This window comes from Limosilactobacillus oris DSM 4864, from assembly GCF_001434465.1.
Lineage (GTDB): Bacteria > Bacillota > Bacilli > Lactobacillales > Lactobacillaceae > Limosilactobacillus > Limosilactobacillus oris.
The window spans coordinates 1-17,115 of sequence record NZ_AZGE01000035.1 but is presented as its reverse complement, the minus strand read 5'-3'; the positions used below and the strand labels follow the sequence as shown (position 1 = coordinate 17,115).

11 protein-coding genes and 1 pseudogene are annotated in these 17,115 nt (G+C 54.5%); 8 read left to right on the top strand and 4 right to left on the bottom strand.

Annotated features, from left to right (window positions below):
• Positions 1-71: 71 nt before the first annotated feature.
• Complete coding sequence (locus FC49_RS08775) at positions 72-902, bottom strand: AraC family transcriptional regulator (protein WP_003715437.1); 831 nt, start codon at positions 900-902, stop codon at positions 72-74.
• A 207-nt stretch (positions 903-1,109) separates the two neighbouring features.
• Here FC49_RS08775 and FC49_RS08770 point away from each other — a divergent pair, with 207 nt between their 5' ends.
• Both FC49_RS08770 and FC49_RS08765 read left to right on the top strand, forming a co-directional pair.
• The gene (locus tag FC49_RS08770) at positions 1,110-3,329 is read left to right on the top strand and encodes an alpha-galactosidase (RefSeq protein WP_056984807.1); all 2,220 of its coding nucleotides are present in this window, start codon (positions 1,110-1,112) and stop codon (positions 3,327-3,329) included.
• A 138-nt stretch (positions 3,330-3,467) separates the two neighbouring features.
• Positions 3,468-4,499, top strand: coding sequence for an MmcQ/YjbR family DNA-binding protein (locus tag FC49_RS08765; RefSeq protein ID WP_056984806.1), 1,032 nt, complete (start codon positions 3,468-3,470; stop codon positions 4,497-4,499).
• A gap of 129 nt (positions 4,500-4,628) precedes the next feature.
• Here the strand turns inward: FC49_RS08765 and FC49_RS08760 are convergent, their stop codons facing one another.
• A complete protein-coding gene (locus tag FC49_RS08760; RefSeq protein ID WP_003715394.1) occupies positions 4,629-5,234 on the bottom strand; it encodes a TetR/AcrR family transcriptional regulator in 606 nt (201 codons plus the stop codon).
• Between the two features lie 171 nt (positions 5,235-5,405).
• Here FC49_RS08760 and FC49_RS08755 point away from each other — a divergent pair.
• Positions 5,406-9,686, top strand: a pseudogene (locus FC49_RS08755) (acyl-CoA dehydratase activase-related protein).
• A gap of 37 nt (positions 9,687-9,723) precedes the next feature.
• Here the strand turns inward: FC49_RS08755 and FC49_RS08750 are convergent.
• Both FC49_RS08750 and FC49_RS08745 read right to left on the bottom strand, forming a co-directional pair.
• A complete protein-coding gene (locus FC49_RS08750; RefSeq protein WP_056984805.1) occupies positions 9,724-10,176 on the bottom strand; it encodes a YolD-like family protein in 453 nt (150 codons plus the stop codon).
• Positions 10,176-11,690 carry a Y-family DNA polymerase gene (locus tag FC49_RS08745; RefSeq protein WP_056984804.1) on the bottom strand — a complete coding sequence of 505 codons (1,515 nt, stop codon included), beginning with the start codon at positions 11,688-11,690 and terminating at the stop codon, positions 10,176-10,178. Before FC49_RS08745 ends, FC49_RS08750 begins: the two co-directional genes overlap by 1 nt.
• 297 nt (positions 11,691-11,987) lie before the next feature.
• Between FC49_RS08745 and trpS the strand changes: the two genes are divergently transcribed.
• From trpS to FC49_RS08720, 5 genes are all read left to right on the top strand, one after another.
• Entirely contained in the window at positions 11,988-13,010 is a 1,023-nt protein-coding gene (gene trpS / locus FC49_RS08740) for a tryptophan--tRNA ligase (protein ID WP_056984803.1), read from the top strand.
• Positions 13,011-13,172: 162 nt separating this feature from the next.
• Complete coding sequence (locus FC49_RS08735) at positions 13,173-14,108, top strand: Ppx/GppA family phosphatase (protein ID WP_056984802.1); 936 nt, start codon at positions 13,173-13,175, stop codon at positions 14,106-14,108.
• Entirely contained in the window at positions 14,101-15,354 is a 1,254-nt protein-coding gene (locus FC49_RS08730; RefSeq protein ID WP_056984801.1) for a hydroxymethylglutaryl-CoA reductase, degradative, read from the top strand. Before FC49_RS08735 ends, FC49_RS08730 begins: the two co-directional genes overlap by 8 nt.
• 4 nt (positions 15,355-15,358) lie before the next feature.
• Positions 15,359-16,318, top strand: coding sequence for a hypothetical protein (locus FC49_RS08725; RefSeq protein ID WP_056984800.1), 960 nt, complete (start codon positions 15,359-15,361; stop codon positions 16,316-16,318).
• A 4-nt stretch (positions 16,319-16,322) separates the two neighbouring features.
• Positions 16,323-17,024 (top strand): NAD-dependent protein deacylase, encoded by a 702-nt coding sequence (locus FC49_RS08720; protein ID WP_056984799.1) that lies wholly within the window; start codon positions 16,323-16,325, stop codon positions 17,022-17,024.
• Positions 17,025-17,115 lie beyond the last annotated feature (91 nt).

Genomic DNA, 17,115 nt, shown 5'->3' with positions numbered 1-17,115 from the left:
CATCTGTATACTTAGAGGGCATTATAACCGTCTAACAATTATGAGGCACTTCACGATCCGGGGTTTATTATTTAATATCTCGTTTGCCGGTAGGCGCTGGGACTAAAGCCGGTGTACCGTTTGAAGGCCTTGGAAAAGGTGAATTCATCATGGTAGCCAACCTCACCGGCAATTTGGCGGACCGGTTCGGTCGAAGCCCGCAATCGCTGCCGGGCTTCTTCCATCCGTAACCGGGTAAGGTAGTCTTGTGGGGAAATGGTCAGCCCCTTTTTAAAAATGGTGTAGAGGTAGCTGCGGGAGAGCCCCAGGTGGTCACAGAGACTGGCGACTGTGCATGTGCTATGCCGGTAATTTTGCTCTAAATAATTTTGGGCCAGCTGGAGGTGCTTCTGGGCCTTGCCGCCTGTTTGGGAAGATTTCCCGGGAAATTCCGTCACTAGCTGGTAAAACATTTGGTAGGTTAGTGCCTCGGTAAGGATATCATTTGCTAGGGAATCGCCATGCCTGAGGGTCGTGTAGAGGAGCTTTAGGTAGTGGCTGAACTGGCTGTCCTGTACCTGGCGTAGGTAGCGCTGGCTGCTGAGCTTGGAGCCGTCGAGCATTGTTTTAACCTTCGCTCCTGCAAAGCCAATCCAGAGGTAGGTCCAGGGGTGTTCGCCGTCCGCCTGGTAAAAGCAGGGAACGTCTTTCGGAAGGAGGAAAACGTCCCCTTGCTTGAGACTAACGGCCGGGCGGTTAGCGGATGAAAAGGTGCCTTGGCCGTCGAGAATGTAGTGTAGGACGTAATTGCTGCGGACGTTATTGCCCCGAAAAAAGTAATTCGGCGGACAACTATCCTGGCCGATAAAGAGGATGTTGCTCTCCAGGCGGTTGTTGTCCAGACTCTTGAAATCATTATCCATAATAATTGCGGCCTCCTGTTAATATGATTTCTAAAAATAACGGGGAAAATTGAATGGGCCAATAATGATGATTGTCACATGGCAAAATGTTCTTACAATCATTTTGCCATGATTGCGGCCAAATTGCTATGGATTGACCGTGGCTGTTTTAATATAATATTTACTGTAAGCGGATTCAACAAAATGAATAAAAAGGGGTTATTCAAAATGAGTATCCACGTTAATGAAGAACAAAAATTATTTCACTTGCAAACGGCCAAGACCAGCTATCTTTTCAAAATTCTGGAAAATGGTGAAGCCGGTCAGCTATACTACGGCCCCCGGATCCCGGTAAAGCGGGCTTACGAAAACCTGGCGAGCCGCGAAGAACATGATTGTACCAACACCCTGACTGTTGACCAGCCCGATTTCCAACTCGAACTGATCAAGCAGGAGTATGCGGGCCTCGGCAAAGGCGACTACCGCTACCCGGCCTACCAGATTACCTACCATGACGGTTCCCGGACGTCAGAATTCAAGTACGCTGGCTTCAAGATTACGGATGGCAAACAGCGGCTAGCCGACCTGCCATCCAGCTTTGATGACCAGGGGGACGACGCCCAGACCCTAGACATCGAATTCCGGGATAGCTACGCCGACGTTATGCTGACCCTGCACTACACGGTTTTTGACAAGGAAGACGTGATTGTCCGGAGCGCTACCTTTACCAACCACGGCGACGCAATCGTCCTTAACCGGGCCCTGAGTGCTCAGCTAGACCTGCCGGACAGCAATTATGACATGGTGCAATTCGATGGGAGCTGGGCGCGAGAACGGCACCTGAGCCGGACACCGTTACGTTCCGGTGTGCAGAGCATTAGCAGCTTGCGGACTGCTTCCAGCCACCAGCACAACCCATTCTTTATGCTGGCCCGGCCGCACACCGACAACAACCAGGGCGGCGTCTTCGGCTTCAACTTTATTTACTCCGGCAACTTCATCGACTCCGTGGAAGTGGACCAGTTTGACACGACCCGGGTGCTGGTTGGGATTAACCCGGATGAATTTGGCTGGCACCTGGCGGATGGTGAAAGTTTCCAGACACCGGAAGCGGTCATGACTTACACCAGCGCTGGTTTTAACCAACTGAGCCACCAACTGGCGGACTTCTATCAGGACCACCTGATCAACCCGCACTTTGCTCGCCAGGAGCGGCCAATCCTGATTAACAACTGGGAAGCCACTTTCATGGACTTCACCGAGGAGAAACTGATGCCAATTGTCGACGAGGCACACAAGCTCGGGATTGAAATGTTCGTGTTGGATGACGGATGGTTTGGTCACCGGGACGATGACAAGTCTAGTTTGGGTGACTGGTTCGTTGATGAGAAGAAGTTCGCCCACGGAATTGACGGCTTTGCCCAGAAGGTGCACGACCGGGGGATGAAGTTCGGCCTCTGGTTTGAACCGGAAATGATTTCAATTGATAGCAAGCTCTATGAGGACCACCCGGACTGGATGATTGCCACGCCGGGCCGGCAGAGTACGCCAGCACGGAACCAGTATGTCCTTGACATGACGCGGACCGAAGTGGTTGATTACCTGGTTGACCACATCAGCGCGATTATCAAGAAGACCCAGCTGGACTACATCAAGTGGGACATGAACCGGAACATTACTGAAATGTACGGTGCTCAGCTGCCAGCTGATCGGCAACTGGAGTTTGCCCACCGCTACATCCTTGGTGTTTACCAGCTTTACTCCCGGTTGACGCGGGCCTTCCCAAAGGTTCTCTTTGAATCCTGTGCTTCCGGTGGTGGCCGCTTTGACCTTGGTATGATGTACTACGCACCGCAAGCCTGGTGCAGTGACAATACTGATGCGGTGGAACGGATTAAGATCCAGGACGGGACTTCGTATGGTTATCAGCAGTCGATGTGGGGTGCCCACGTTTCGGCCGTGCCGAATGACCAGGTGGGGCGTTTGACTTCCCTGGTCACCCGGGCCGCAGTAGCTTACTTCGGGGACTTTGGTTACGAACTGGATATCATGAAACTGCCGGCCGACCAGTTGGCAGAAATCAAAGACCAGGTGGCCTTTTACAAGCAATACCGGCGCCTCTTCCAGTTTGGGCGGTTCTACCGGTTGGAAAATCCGGACACGGTTAGCGATAACGTTTACGGTTGGGAAGTGGTCAATGACGACCGTACCATGGCGATCGCGGCCCGCTTCCAGATCCTCAATGGAGCTAACCCAGCCTATATCCGGGTTTACTTTGCCGGCTTGGATCTAGAAAAGCAGTACACGGTCAATGACAGCCAGGAGAAGTTCTCCGGCGCTGAGTTAATGACCGCCGGCTACTTTGTTCCACGGATTATGGACCGGACGAAACCGGAGAAGGACCCGTCCGACTTTAGCAGCCGCCTCTTCGTGGTCAAGGAAGCATAAGAAGCTGGTTTCATAAAGAAATTGAGAAAAAAGGCAATCCGTTTCGCCTACGGATTGCCTTATTTTGGCTAATCAGGCAGGAGCTAACAGCACTTTTGAAGAGCCTGGTTTATAATCAAGCTAACTGAGGAGGATATTATGACAATTGAGGAAGAGGTTTTTCAAAAGCAGCGCCCGGACTTTACTAAGCTGACTGCCGCGGGTTTTACTAAACGCAAGCGGGATTACCAGTTCGAACAGGACTTTATGGCTGGCCAGTTGCGGGCAGAGGTTCGGGTGGACTTTACTGGACACGTTAGCGGAACCGTCATCGATAACGGCACCGGGGAGGAATATCTGCCCCTCCGTGCGGTCCACTGCGGTCCCTTTGCCGCTCAAGTTAAGTCTGGGTACATTGACCTCTTGGGTGAAATTGCCCGGCGGTGTTTCGTTCCGGAGCCCTTTCATGGTGCTCAAGCTAACCGGTTGAGTGCCTGGATTCAGCAGGAATTCCATGACCAGCCAGAATTTGTCTTCAAGAAGCTACCGGATTATGCGGTCTTTCGCGAGCCGCAATCGCAGAAATGGTACGGCCTTGTAATGAACATTTCCTGGGCTCAGCTGACGGGTAAGACCAGCGCTAGTCAGGACAAGGTTGAGGTAATTGACCTGCGCTGTCCTCAGGAAGAACAAGCGGCCTTACTTCAGCTGGATGGGGCTTATCCCGGCTACCACCTGAATAAGAAAAATTGGATATGCGTACTCCTTGATGGGACCTTAACTGATGAAGCCCTCCACCGCCTGGTACTGGCTAGCCGAAAGACCCTTACGAAACCCCGGAGCTGGTTATTTCCTGCCAATCCCAAGTATTATGACATCATGCACGCCTTTGCCGATACCGACCTGCTCACGTGGAAGCAGTCGGCCAGGGTGCGGGTTGGCGACACTGTTTTCCTCTATGTTTCCGCCCCGGTTAAGGCAATCATCTACCGGTGTCGAGTGGTAAAAACGGATATTCCTTGCGATTATCGGGGAGCCAACTTGAAGATTGACCGGGTCATGCAGCTCCAGCTAGAGTACAGGTATGACCACACTCAGTTCCCCCTTTCTCTGCTAAGGCAGTACGGGGTCAAATCGGTTCAGGGTCCCCGTCACCTGCCAGCAGCCCTCTTGGAAGAGCTTGACCACTAGGCTGGGGTTATGATGGATGCGCGGAAATAAGATTGAGAAAATAAGGCGAAACACCCCAAATCGGCTAGCAAGCTGGTTTGGGGTGTTCGTCTGTTATCGTACGGAATTTCTAATCGTCTATCCGCGGCCTTATTTCATTTCCAGACCCAGCACGTGCATGTGACCGTAGAGTGCTAGTTCGACGAGCATGTGGGCGAGCTGGTCAGCACTCATCTTGTTGGTATGACTGTCGTGCAGCCACCAGGAGAGGACGCTGATGAAGATCGAGAGAATATAGGTAATTACTAGGTCGATCGGGATTGGGCTCTTCTTGTCAATGCCAAACTGCTTTAATACGCCGCTGATGTTGGCAGTCAGGATTGGGGTGAGCTGCTGCTCAAGTTTGCGGGCAGGGGTGCCATCAATAATTAGCAGGAGCAGGTCACGGTTTGCGGCGCAATTTCTTAACACCGTCGCCAGGGTTGCTTCGAGTTTGGTGAACATAATCTGCCGGTTCAGAAACAGCAGGGGGTTGCGCAAGGGGGTGAATAAGCCGATTGCTTCGTTGAAGATCTGCTCATAAAGGTCGTCTTTGTCATGGTAGTGGGCGTAAAAGGTTGCCCGGTTGACCATCGCCCTGGCCGCGATTTCCTGGACGGTAATTGCGTCGATACTCTTTTCCTTGGTTAAGGCCACAAAGGCGTTAATAATGTTTTGCTTAGTTCGCCGGACCCGCATATCTTCTTGAACCGTCATTTTGCTTCCCTCCCAAAATAAAACCCGACACAATGTTGGAATCTGTTGCCTAACAAACAATTGCCCGTATTTTGATGATTGATTATTCAGCGGTTAGGCCTAAAGATATAATTAACTATATTATACACACTGTCGGAAAAGGTGCGGAGAATTATCGGGGAGGAATTAACGATGGCAGAGAAACTCTATGGCGGCATCGACGTCGGGTCAACCACGGTCAAACTCGTAGTGATGGATGCCGACCACCAAATGCTTTTCTCACGGTACGAGCGGCACTACGCGGATGTCAAGGCCGCCAGCGAACGGGTAATCAAAGAAGCAGTTGCCGAGCTGGGTGGGCAGACGCCAATCGCCTTTACCATTACCGGTTCCGGTGGCATTGGCCTGGCAAAGCTCCTACAGCTGAAGTTTATCCAGGAAGTGATCGCTTGTACCAAGACGGTTGAGGAGCTGATCCCGCAAACCGACGTGGCAATCGAACTCGGTGGCGAGGACGCCAAGATTACCTTCTTCGGCGACGCCCTTGAGCAGCGGATGAACGGGAGCTGTGCCGGGGGTACCGGGGCCTTCATTGACCAGATGGCCGTCCTGCTGGACACCGATGCCAACGGGCTCAACCAATTGGCACGAAAGGCGGAGAAAATTTATCCGATTGCGAGCCGGTGCGGGGTCTTCGCCAAGACCGATGTCCAGCCATTAATCAACGATGGGGCCCGCAAAGAAGATATTGCTGCTAGTATTTTCCAAGCCGTGGTCAACCAAACCATTTCCGGTCTAGCGGCAGGGCATAAGATCAGCGGGAATGTTGCCTTTCTGGGTGGTCCCCTCTATTTCATGGACCAGCTTCGCCAGCGCTTTATTGAAACCCTCCACCTGACGGACGATGAGGTGATCTTTCCGGCAAGCCCGCAACTCTTTGTGGCCCAGGGAGCGGCCCTGTACGCGGCTGATCAGCCGGAGTTGACCTTGAACATCCTGTTGGACCGGCTGGAGAATGGCGACGCGTCCGCCTTGGCCCCGTCCCACTCGTTGGCGCCGCTCTTTGAAAACGAAAACCAGCTGGCAGCCTTTCGCCAGCGGCACGCCCAAGACCGGGTCGAAGCCGGCAACCTGGCTGACTACCACGGAACGGCCTTTCTCGGCATTGACGCGGGGTCCACGACCACCAAAATTGTCTTAATGTCGGCCGACCACAAGCTGTTGTTTACCGAATACGACAACAACGACGGCGATCCTCTGGCGAAGGTCAAACAGATGCTCAGCGATTTGCAGGAGAAGATGCCAGCGGACGTCCGGATTGGCAAAGCCTGCGTAACCGGCTACGGGGAGCACCTGATTAAGAACGCTCTCAATGTTGACCTGGGCGAAGTAGAGACGGTGGCCCACTACCAGGCGGCGCACTACTTCCAGCCGGACGTTGACTTTATCCTGGATATCGGTGGTCAGGATATGAAGGCGATGACGGTTAAGAACGGCGCCCTGGCGGATATTAAGCTGAATGAGGCCTGTTCATCTGGTTGTGGGTCCTTCCTGGAAACCTTCGCAACTGGCCTGAAGTATGACATCCGCGAATTTGCCCAGGCGGCCCTCCTGGCAAGGCACCCGGCCGACCTCGGCTCCCGTTGCACGGTCTTTATGAACTCGAAGGTTAAACAGGTGCAAAAGGAGGGGGCCACGATTGGTGACATTTCCGCCGGCCTGTCCTTCTCCATCATTAAGAACGCCCTCTTCAAGGTCATTAAGATGCGGAGTGCCGACGAATTGGGTGACCACATCGTGTGCCAGGGTGGAACCTTTTACAACGATGCCGTCTTGCGGGCCTTTGAAAAGATTGCGGGCGTCAACGTGGTCCGGCCGAACATCGCTGGCCTGATGGGGGCGTACGGCGCGGCCCTGATTGCGGAAAAGAACTACCGGGCCGGCGACCTGACCAGCCTGCTGTCAGTAAAGGAAATGGCCAACCTGTCCTTTGACAAGGAGTACATGCACTGCGGCGGCTGTGCGAATAACTGTGAACTGACCCTGACGATCTTTAACGACGGGCGCAAGTTCGTGACGGGGAACCGGTGTGAACGGGGCGAGGCGCGGGCCCTGCGTCTGCACGGGCAGCACCCGCGGAATAACGGCAAGGTCAACCTGGTCGAGCGCAAGTACAAGGAGCTCTTTAAGTATCGCCCGCTCCGCAGCAAACTGGCCAAACACGGGACAATTGGCCTGCCCCGGGTCCTCAATATGTATGAAGACTACCCGCTGTGGGCGACCTTCTTTAAAGAGTTGGGCTTCCGGACTATCCTGTCGCCGAAGGGCAGTAAGGAGCAGTATGACAAGGGGATGGAAACAATCCCTTCCGACACGGTCTGCTACCCGGCCAAAAACGTTCATGGTCACATTGCGGCCTTAATTGCCAACCGCCACGTCGACCGGATTTTCTACCCGGCGGTGGTTTACGAACTGCAGGAGAAGAAGGCGGCCAATAACCACTTCAACTGCCCGATTGTTCAGTCCTATCCCGAAGTCATCCGCAATAACGTCGATGAAATCCGGAACGGCCAGGTCGATTTCCGCGACCCCTTCCTCAACCTGGCGGACCACCAGTCGACGGCGGCGAACCTTTATGAGTGCTTCAAGGACCTGGGCGTCACCAAGCAGGAAGTCCGGGCGGCACTGGAAGCAGGTTACCAAGAACTAGCGGCCTTCCACCAGAAAGTCCGCAACTAGGGTGAGGATACCCTAGTGATGCTCAAGCAGAAGGGAGAACACGGGATTGTCCTTGCGGGGCGGCCTTACCACCTCGACCCGATGATTAATCACGGGATTTCCCAGATGATCGCCGCGGCTGGTTTCCACGTCCTGACCGAAGATTCAATTGCCCACTTGGGGGACGTTCGCGGCCTGCGGGTGGTCAACCAGTGGTCCTACCACTCCCGCCTGTACGCGGCGGCCCGGATTGCGGCCAAGACGCCAGAACTGGAATTCGTCCAGCTGAACTCCTTTGGCTGTGGGCTCGACGCGATTGATACCGACCAGGTCGAAGAAATTATGAACCAATACAACCGCCTCTACACCTGCCTTAAAATTGATGAGGGTGACAACTTGGGGGCAATTCGGATCCGGATTCGGTCTCTCAAAGCGGCCATCAAAGAACGAACTGAGAAGCAAGTCCGGCCGGAAAAACTCTACGATAATCCGACACCGGTCAAATTTACGAAAGAAATGAAGAAGCAAAAGTACACCCTGCTCTTACCAATGCTGTCGCCAATCCACCAGCACAAGTTAGTGGACGTAGCACTGCGGGCTTCCGGTTACAACGTGGTCAACTTGCCAGTCCAGGACCGGCGCTCGGTCGACGTGGGCACCCGCTTCGTCAACAACGATGCCTGTTATCCGGCAATTATTTCGATTGGGCAAATGGTTGAAGCCCTGCAAAGCGGCAAGTACGACCTCGACCATACCGCGGTGATGATGAGCCAAACCGGGGGCGGCTGCCGGGCAACCAACTACGTGCCGCTGATTCGAAAGGCCTTGAAGGACGCCGGCTTTGGTCAGGTTCCGGTAGTCTCAATCTCGCTCGGCAACCAGGGGGTTGAAACAACGCCAGGCTTTACCTTTACCCTGCCGCTGGTTAAGCGGGTATCAATTGCCTTCCTGTACGGCGACCTCTTTGAACGGTTGGTTTACCACACTCGCCCTTACGAGGTCGAAAAGGGCCAGGTCAACGCCCTGTATGAGGACTGGCTTAACCGGGTTCGGCCCAACGTTGAAAATGGTAGCTTTAAGGAGTTTAAACGCAACGTGGCGGCAATCGTCCATGACTTTGACACGGTTCCGCAACGCAGCGTGGTCAAGCCAAAGGTCGGTGTCGTCGGTGAAATTCTCGTTAAATATTCGCCGATTGCCAATAACGACATTGTCGGGACCATCGAAGCCGAGGGGGCCGAAGCGGTGGTGCCTGACATCGTGGGCTTCATGAACTACTCTCTCTACAACCAGGTCTACCGTCACCGCCACTTGGGTGCTAAGAAGAGTTCGGAAATCTTTGCGGAGGTCCTGCTGAAGCTGATTCGGCAGGCCGAGAAGCCAATGGATGAGGCGCTGCGGGCTTCAGACCGGTTTGAAGGGATTACGCCGTGGGAAGATGTCGTCGCTGGGGCCAAGCCGGTGCTGTCGCTCGGCAACATGACCGGGGAGGGCTGGTTCCTGCCGGCAGAAATGGTGGAACTCCTCCGCTCCGGCGTCAATAACATCGTCTGCATGCAGCCGTTTGGTTGTCTGCCGAACCACATTGTCGGCAAGGGGATGCTCAAGGAACTGCGTCGCGAGTATAAGGGCGCCAACCTGATGCCAATTGACTACGATCCCGGTGCGTCGGTGGTTAACCAGCTGAACCGGATTCGGCTGATGATGGCGACTGCCAAAAAGGGACTGGCTCAGGAAAGTGTCAAGCAAAGCTGAAATGGTTGTAAGGTAGCGAAAACGCCGAAAAACGGTCTTAGTCATCGTTTTTCGGCGTTTTGCTTTCCCTAATTTCCTTTAAATTGCGGATTACCACGGACTTGCCATCGCGAAAGCGAAGCCGCTGGCGGCGCCAGTCAACGGCAACCAGCTGGCCGGTGTAGCTTTCATAGTAGCCGCTGACACCGTTGAAGTAGGTCAGCTTGACCGTCGGCCAGGGACGTTGGGCTGCCAGAGCTTGGATTTCCTTGGTGAGGGCTGCTAGTTGGGAACGACTCAAGTAATCCTTGTTAGCGTAGCGTTTTGCCGTCTTATCAAGGAGCTCCTTATAGCCGGTCAGGGCGGCGAAGGGGGCGAACTGACCGGCCCGGTCGACCTGGGGCATTGGCAGGTGGGCCCGGGAGACGTGGCGAGGGGCGTCCATAATATCCTGATAGCGGCTCGTATCGTTAAATTGCTTTTGTTCTGCTTCCCATTGCTGCTGGTCCATTATGCCTGGTGGCCTCCAATCTCCTTGTTGCGTTTCCTGGCGACAGCCCCGTCCTTCAAGTCGGCCGCCCGAATGATTGAGTTCTTCCCAAACTGGTCTTGCAAGCGCAGAATCATCTTCTGCACCTGCTGGTCCCGCTGCCGTTGCTCTTGTTTGGCAACTGCCTGGGCGACATGCTGGTGGGGGTTAGTGAAGAGGTCGAGCTGTTCGCTGTGGGTCATTTGCGCTGCCACCGCCTGCTGAACGAGGTTTTTGGCCGTCACGGTCACCCGCCGGATGAGGAGGTCCGGGTTGACCTTGCCTTGGAAGGAAGCTAGAAAGTGGCTGGTTAGTTCACGCGGGGAAGCAGTCGGTAGGGGAAGACTAAAGGCGTCATGCGCCGGGTGGGGAACTTCCCGACCATAAAAGTCGGTGACGGTGGCCCCGTGGTAGCCGCGGCCCTGGTAGAGGCTCTGGACGTCGTAGTTGATGGTGAGCGAAAAGCGGTCCGCGACCAGGTCCCGCTTGACCATCTGGAGGCTGAGCATGTCAACCATTTCCCGGACAACCAGCCGTCCTTCCTGGTACTGGTAAGGCTTGGGGAGGACGATGCTGGAGTAGATGCCGTGGTGGTCGGACCGGTAGTTTTTGATGTCGGCCATCGTCGCGGACTCATAGCTCCAGGCGTGATCAATAATTAGTTCGGCGTTCTTGCCAAACTCCCGGTAAAGGACCTCCTCGTTTAAGGGGTCCGAAAGCGTGCCGAGCGAGCACCGGGCAACATCACCCATCGTGTGCAGGCCGAGCTTATTCAGCCGCTTGGCGTAACCCCGGCCAATCCGCCAGAAGTCGGTCAGCGGTTCGTGGGCCCAGAGGTAGCGGCGGTATGATGATTCGTCCATTTGCGCAATTCGGACGCCGTCTTCATCAGCCGGGATCCGCTTGGCGACGATGTCCATCGCTACTTTAGCCAGGTAGAGGTTAGTACCGATCCCGGCCGTGGCGGTGATCTTGGTCTCGAGTTGGATCGTCTGGATGATTTCCTTAGCGAGGGCGTGGGCGGAAACCTGGTGCTCCTGCAAGTAGTCCGTGACGTCCATCAAGACCTCATCGATTGAGTAGGGGTGAATCATCTCCGGCGGCAGGTAGCGCAGGTAGATTTCGTAAATCTCAGCGCTCTTTTGCAGGTAGAAGGCCATCCGGGGTGGGACAATCTTAAAGCCGATCCGCAAGCGGGGGTTCCGAAGCAGCTGGGGCCGGTAGACCGACTTAAACTTGGTCAAACGGTGGTCGGGCGCCTGCTTAGCTCGCTCCCGGTTTAGCCGTTCGACGATTTGCTCGACCTCAAAAAGCCGGGGCCGGCCGGGGACCCCGAAGCGCTTGAGGGCTGGGGAAACGGCCAGGCAGATGGTTTTGCTCGTGCGGGATTCATCTGCCACTACCAGGTTGGTAGTCAGGGGGTTCAGATGGTGCGCCGCGCACTCGGCAGAGGCGTAAAATGATTTGAGATCAATTGCTAAGTATGTCCGGGCCACGACAGGGCTCCTCCTTTCATGATTTCACCTATTCATTATACGAAAAACCGCCGACGGGAACAAGCGTTTGTGTCGCTGACTTGCCTTTTTGCCGAGAAGCGGCTAAAATATAAGCATTAAGTAGCACGAGTTTTAGCGAGGGACGGCAGGTGAAAAGGTCCCCGGGGTGCGAACTGGGTTTTATCTTTTGAATAGTAATTAAAGCGGCAAGCAATTGCAATTTAGGTGGCACCGCGCGTAAGCGTCCTATTAGTTTCACGGCTAATGGGGCGCTTTTTAGTTAAGGAGGAAATGACGATGACGGAAAAGAAACACGTAATTTTAACTGGCGATCGGCCAACGGGGAAGCTGCATATCGGTCACTATGTTGGTTCCTTAAAGAACCGGGTGGCTTTGCAGAACACCGGTAAGTATGATACCTATATCATGATTGCCGACCAGCAGGCCCTAACTGATAACGCCCGTGATCCGGAAAAAATCCGCCGCTCCCTGCATGAAGTGGCCTTGGATTACCTGGCGGTGGGAATTGACCCAAAGCAGTCGACCATTTTCGTTCAATCCCAGATTCCGGCCCTCAGTGAGCTGACGATGCACTACCTGAACCTGGTGACCGTTTCCCGGCTGAAGCGGAACCCAACCGTCAAGACGGAAATCCAGCAGAAAAAGTTTGGTGAAAGCGTCCCGGCTGGTTTCTTAATCTATCCGGTCAGTCAAGCGGCCGACATCACGGCCTTTAAGGCGGACACGGTTCCGGTTGGTGATGACCAGGAGCCGATGCTGGAGCAGACCCGTGAAATTGTCCGGACCTTCAACCGGATTTACCAGCAGGATATCCTGGTAGAACCCGAGGGCGTCTTCCCACCAAAGGGTGAAGGGCGGATTCCGGGCCTCGATGGCAATGCTAAGATGAGTAAGTCCCTGGGGAACGCCATCTACCTGTCGGACGATGAAGACACCATCCAGAAGAAGGTCATGTCAATGTACACCGACCCGACCCACATTAAGGTTTCCGACCCGGGTCATGTGGAGGGTAACACGGTCTTCACTTACCTGGACATCTTTGATCCGGATAAGGAACAGGAGGCTAAGCTCAAGGAACAGTACCAGGCAGGTGGCCTTGGCGACGTGAAGATCAAGCGCTACTTAAATGATGTCCTTCAGGCGGAATTAAAGCCGATCCGTGAACGGCGTGAACAGTACGCCGCTAACATTGACTACGTGGATCAAATCCTTCAGGAAGGCTCTGCCCGGGCCAATGAGGTCGCTAACCAGACCCTGAAAGAAGTCCGCGACGCCATCGGCATCAACTACTTCGGTTAATTTCAAATTAAAGCTGCCGGCTTCCGTTGTCCATGGGAGTCGGTTTTTAGGTCAAATAAAATTTCGTGATGCCGGGAACAATTAGTGTTTCACGGAACGGAACATGGTAACATAAAGGGGATAGTTTTTTAGAATTAAATTGAAGTAGCGGAGGTGAAAATAGTGGAAAACCTCGCAATTGTTGACCTCGGCTCTAACTCGGCGCGCATGGCAATCACAGAAGTGGCTCCGGATGGCCGGTTTCGGGAAATTAAGCGGGTAAAGGAAAATACCCGGTTATCAGAGGGCATGGGCCGTGAGAAAATGCTCCAGGAGCCCGCAATGCAGCGGACAATCGAAGCCCTCAAACGCTTTAAGCAGCTCTACCAGAGTGTTCCCGGTGTCAAGGTCCGGGCAATTACTACGGCGGCGGTTCGCCAGGCCCGTAATCGTCAGGAGTTCCTCGAGCGGGTTGAACGGGAAGTTGGCATCCAGCTCCAGGTCCTGTCGGGTAAAAAAGAGGCCTATTACGATTACTTAGGGGTAGTGCGGACCCTGAAGTTAAACCACTGTTTGATTTTAGATGTTGGTGGTGCGAGTTGCGAACTGGTCCTGGTGCAACAGCGCCGGGCCCGGAACATGATTTCGATCCCGGTAGGGGCAGTCAACCTGTCCGAGCAGTTTCACTTAAATGGCTACGTGCGATCAGCGGACCTTTTCCGGGCCCAGGTAGCAATGAGTGACCGGTTAAAGAAGATTCCTTGGCTGCGGTATGCGACCCGGTGTCCAATCGTTCTCCTGGGCGGGGCTAACCGGACCCTGGCCCGGATGGCCTGGTCATACCACCACCGTCACCATCGACGGTCGATTCACGGTTACCAGTTGAGTTCCCGCGCGGTTTACGCGACCTACCGGGAATTGCTGAACCGGACCCTGGCCCAGCGCAAGAAGATGCCCGGCTTAGAACCGGAGCGGGCCGACATTATCGTTGGGGGGATGCTCCCGTTGATCAGCCTCCTCGAACGGAACAGTGATGGCCGGGTGATCTTCTCTGAGAGTGGTGTTCGGGAAGGAATCATTACCGAATACGTTAACCAAAGGAAGCAGCATCATGAATGATTGGCAGCACGGCTTTTATAAATTGACCGCGGCCGAGCGGCGGGAGCGGTTAGCCCAAGCGGTCCACCTGCCTTCGTCGGTCACGGCACTTTTGACTACTAACGCCTCAGCGCTCGGCAACCAGCTGGTGGAAAACTACCTGACGGATTATCCGGTCCCAGAGGGATTAGCACTTAACCTCCTGGTGAATGGTCGCCATTACCAGGTACCAATGGCAATCGAGGAGCCCTCGGTAATTGCGGCGGCCAGCAATGGTGCCCAGCGGGTGGCCCGGAGTGGGGGCTTTACCGCTCCCCGACAACGGCGGCTGTTGGTCGGGCAGGTGGTCCTCCAGGCGCCGGTAAATGAACGGGCAACGCTCTTGGACTGGCTACACGCCCACCAGGACGAACTGTTAGTGGTGGCTAACGCGGCCCACCCGTCGATGCAGCAGCGTGGTGGCGGAGCGAAGGGGCTTCGTTTGCGGACGCCGGGCGATTTCATCAGTGTGGATTTACTGGTTGATGTCTGCCAAGCAATGGGGGCCAACAGTGTCAATACGATGGCAGAAGCAGTCGGCCACTATTTGCGTCAGCAGGGCTTTAACGTGTTGACGGCCATCCTGAGCAACTACGCCACGGAGAGCTTGCAAGCGGTCGACTGCCGGATCGATTTTGCCAACCTAGCGACCAAGACGATGGCGGGTCAGAAGGTAGCGGAACGAATCGCGGCCCTTAGTGACCTGGCCCAGGCCGACCCCTACCGTGCGGCAACCCATAACAAGGGCATTATGAACGGAATTGACGCGGTAATGCTTGCCAGCGGCAACGACTGGCGGGTTATCGAAGCGGGCGCCCATGCCTATGCTAGCCGTGACGGCCAGTACCGTGGACTGAGTACCTGGCAGCTGGCTGAAGGTCAACTGGTGGGCCACCTGACGCTCCCGTTGCCGGTCGGCGTGGTAGGGGGCTCAATTGGCCTGAACCCGCTGACCAAGGCCAACTACCAGATCAGCGGTATCCAAACCGCCGAAGAATTAGCGGCGGTAACTGCCAGTGTTGGTTTAGCCCAGAACCTGGCGGCGTTACGGGCGCTGGCAAGTTCTGGCATTCAGGCCGGGCACATGAAGTTACAGTACCGGTCCCTCGCCATCAGTGTCGGTGCGAGTTCCGCCGAAGTTCCCGTGCTAGTAAAAATGCTGACCCAGAGAAAGCACGTGGATCAGTCACTTGCTAAACAATTATTAGACGAGATTAGAAAGGATTAATGGCATGAGCGAAGAAATCAAGTTAAACGCGGCCAACCAGGAACTGCTAAAGCAGGTTAACGACCTTTATCCTGAAGGCAGCGTGTTTGTTCAGTTTCATGGTGAAAAGTCCGGCTACGTTCGGCACGACCAGGCAACCCAAAAGACTTTGCCTGGCGGCTTGTTTATTATTGTCACCGATCTGACAGAACCAAACTACACGGCTTCCCATGAGCTGCTCCACCTCCTGATGCTGCTGCGGGGCTTCCCACAGATCTTCTTCCAGCTTTCGTTGGGGGATCAGCAGTTGGATGAGCAGATGATGATTATGTCGACTGACCTCTATAGCGTTGCTATTCACCGGGTGGTAGTGGCTGAGCAGCGGAAGCACGGCCTGATCAATGACCAGGTGGAGGCAGAATACCTCAAGGGGATTGAGCACACACTGACGCCCGAGGGCGGTGCGGACGACGAGGAAAAGACGCTTCGCTTGCTGACCCTCCTGGACGCGTTAGTTTTCTACGGCGACCACTTCGCTCAATACGAGGCGGCACTGCAAGAGAAGTACCCCACGGCCTTAGCGGCGGCCCAGAAAATTTATCGGGAAATCGCAGCCAAGCCGATTCAATCGCCGTTTGACATGCGCCGGTCAATCGTGAAAATTTATTCCCGCTTTGACCAGCAGATGCAGGACTGGGGACTGCCGGCCCTCCATAACAACGAGTACACGACCCTGTCACCAGTTCTGAGCGACCGGCAGTTGCGGTTGAGCCTGCGCCAGGTCTTTGAAATCTACCACTCCGACATGAAGGAACGGGGAACCAGCAAGCGGGCTTATGTTGGCATTCGGCGGAGTGATGGGCAGAACTCCTTCACGATGCCGGCGCCCAACCCGGAATCACCGGAAGAATTTAAACGCATTTATGCCCAGCCAGTCAAGAAGTTCTTGGAAGAGCACAGTATTCCGTACATCGTAAGGAAGTGATTTGATGGAAACGACGATTCAAACGGCCTTTGATGATGCCAAACACATTGTCTTCCTAACCGGCGCCGGGGTGTCGACTGCCTCAGGAATCCCGGACTTTCGTTCAGCGAACGGCCTGTATACCCAAAACCGGAACGCGGAGTACTACCTCAGTCACCGCTATTTTGCCAGTGATCCGGACGGGTTCTATGAATTTTGCAAAAAGAATTTGTACTTCCCGGATGCCAAACCCAACGTTATTCACGAAAAGCAGGCGGCACTGACCCAGCAGGACCGGGCGACAGTAATTACCCAAAATATCGACAACCTCTACGAAGAGGCGGGGACCAAGCACTTGATTGACTTTCATGGTAATCTTTACCACGTTTACTGTGAAAAGTGTGGGGAGACCGTTCCGGTAGCGGACTACCTCAAGAGCCGGATTCACGCTAAGGATGGCGGACCCTTGCGTCCTGACATTGTCCTCTACGACGAGGGGATCAAGCAGCAAAATATCATTGACGCGGTCAAGGCCATGCAGGCGGCAGACCTGGTAGTGATTGTCGGCACCTCGATGAAGGTTTACCCCTTTGCCGGCCTGCTCGAATACCGGAATCCAAACGCAAAGGTGGTCGCAATTAACCGTCAAGAGTTGCACTTCTTCTTTGACTTTGAGATGGTGCAGGAGGACGCGACGAAGTTCTTCGCGGAATTAAAGGTTAAATAGAAGCGATTACTTTCTCTAAAAATAAAGTGCAACCACTATTGGAAAAATCAGCGGTTGCACTTTATTTTGGCTCTTCGTCAAGAAGTACTGA